The organism is Mycobacterium sp. 852002-30065_SCH5024008 (assembly GCF_001665645.1).
GTDB classification, from domain to species: Bacteria; Actinomycetota; Actinomycetes; order Mycobacteriales; family Mycobacteriaceae; genus Mycobacterium; species Mycobacterium paraffinicum.
Map to the genome: position 1 here is coordinate 1 of NZ_LZSZ01000064.1, position 584 is coordinate 584.

At 67.6% G+C, this 584-nt stretch carries 1 protein-coding gene; it reads right to left on the reverse strand.

What is annotated here, in order from left to right:
* Positions 1–584 (reverse strand): condensation domain-containing protein (locus A5781_RS07665; RefSeq protein ID WP_156624458.1); only part of this gene is annotated, 584 nt, incomplete at both ends.

Here is a 584-nt window from a genome sequence, read left to right on the forward strand (position 1 = left end):
AGCGAGCGGGTGGGGTGCAGCCGTTCCACGAGCAGCTCGAAGGGCACGTCTTGGTGCTCAAAGGCGGCCAGGCTGCGCGCGCGCACCTGCCCCAACAGTTCAGCCACACTGGGATCCCCGGCCACCTCGACGCGTAACACCAAGGTGTTGACGAAGAACCCGACCAGCTCATCAAGGGCCGGGTCGCGCCGGCCCGCGATCGGGAACCCAACGGCCACCTCACAACTGGCGCTGAGCTTCGAGAGCAGTATTGTCAGCCCGGCTTGGATGACCATGAAACTGGTGGCGTTGTGCGCGCGGGCCACCCGGGTGATCTGCTGCTGCAACTGCGCCGGCCACTCGATGGTGAGGCTTGCCCCGCGATAATCGGCTACCGCCGGATAGGGCCGATCGGTGGGCAGCACCAGGCGTTCGGGCATCCCGGCCAGGGCCTGCTGCCAGTAGGCCAGCTGCCCGCCGATCACACTGTCGGGGTCCTCGAGATCGCCCAGCTGCTCACGCTGCCACAGCGTGTAGTCGGCGTACTGCACCGCCAACGGCACCCACCCAGGGGGCTGGCCTTGAACGCGGCTGGCATACGCCAC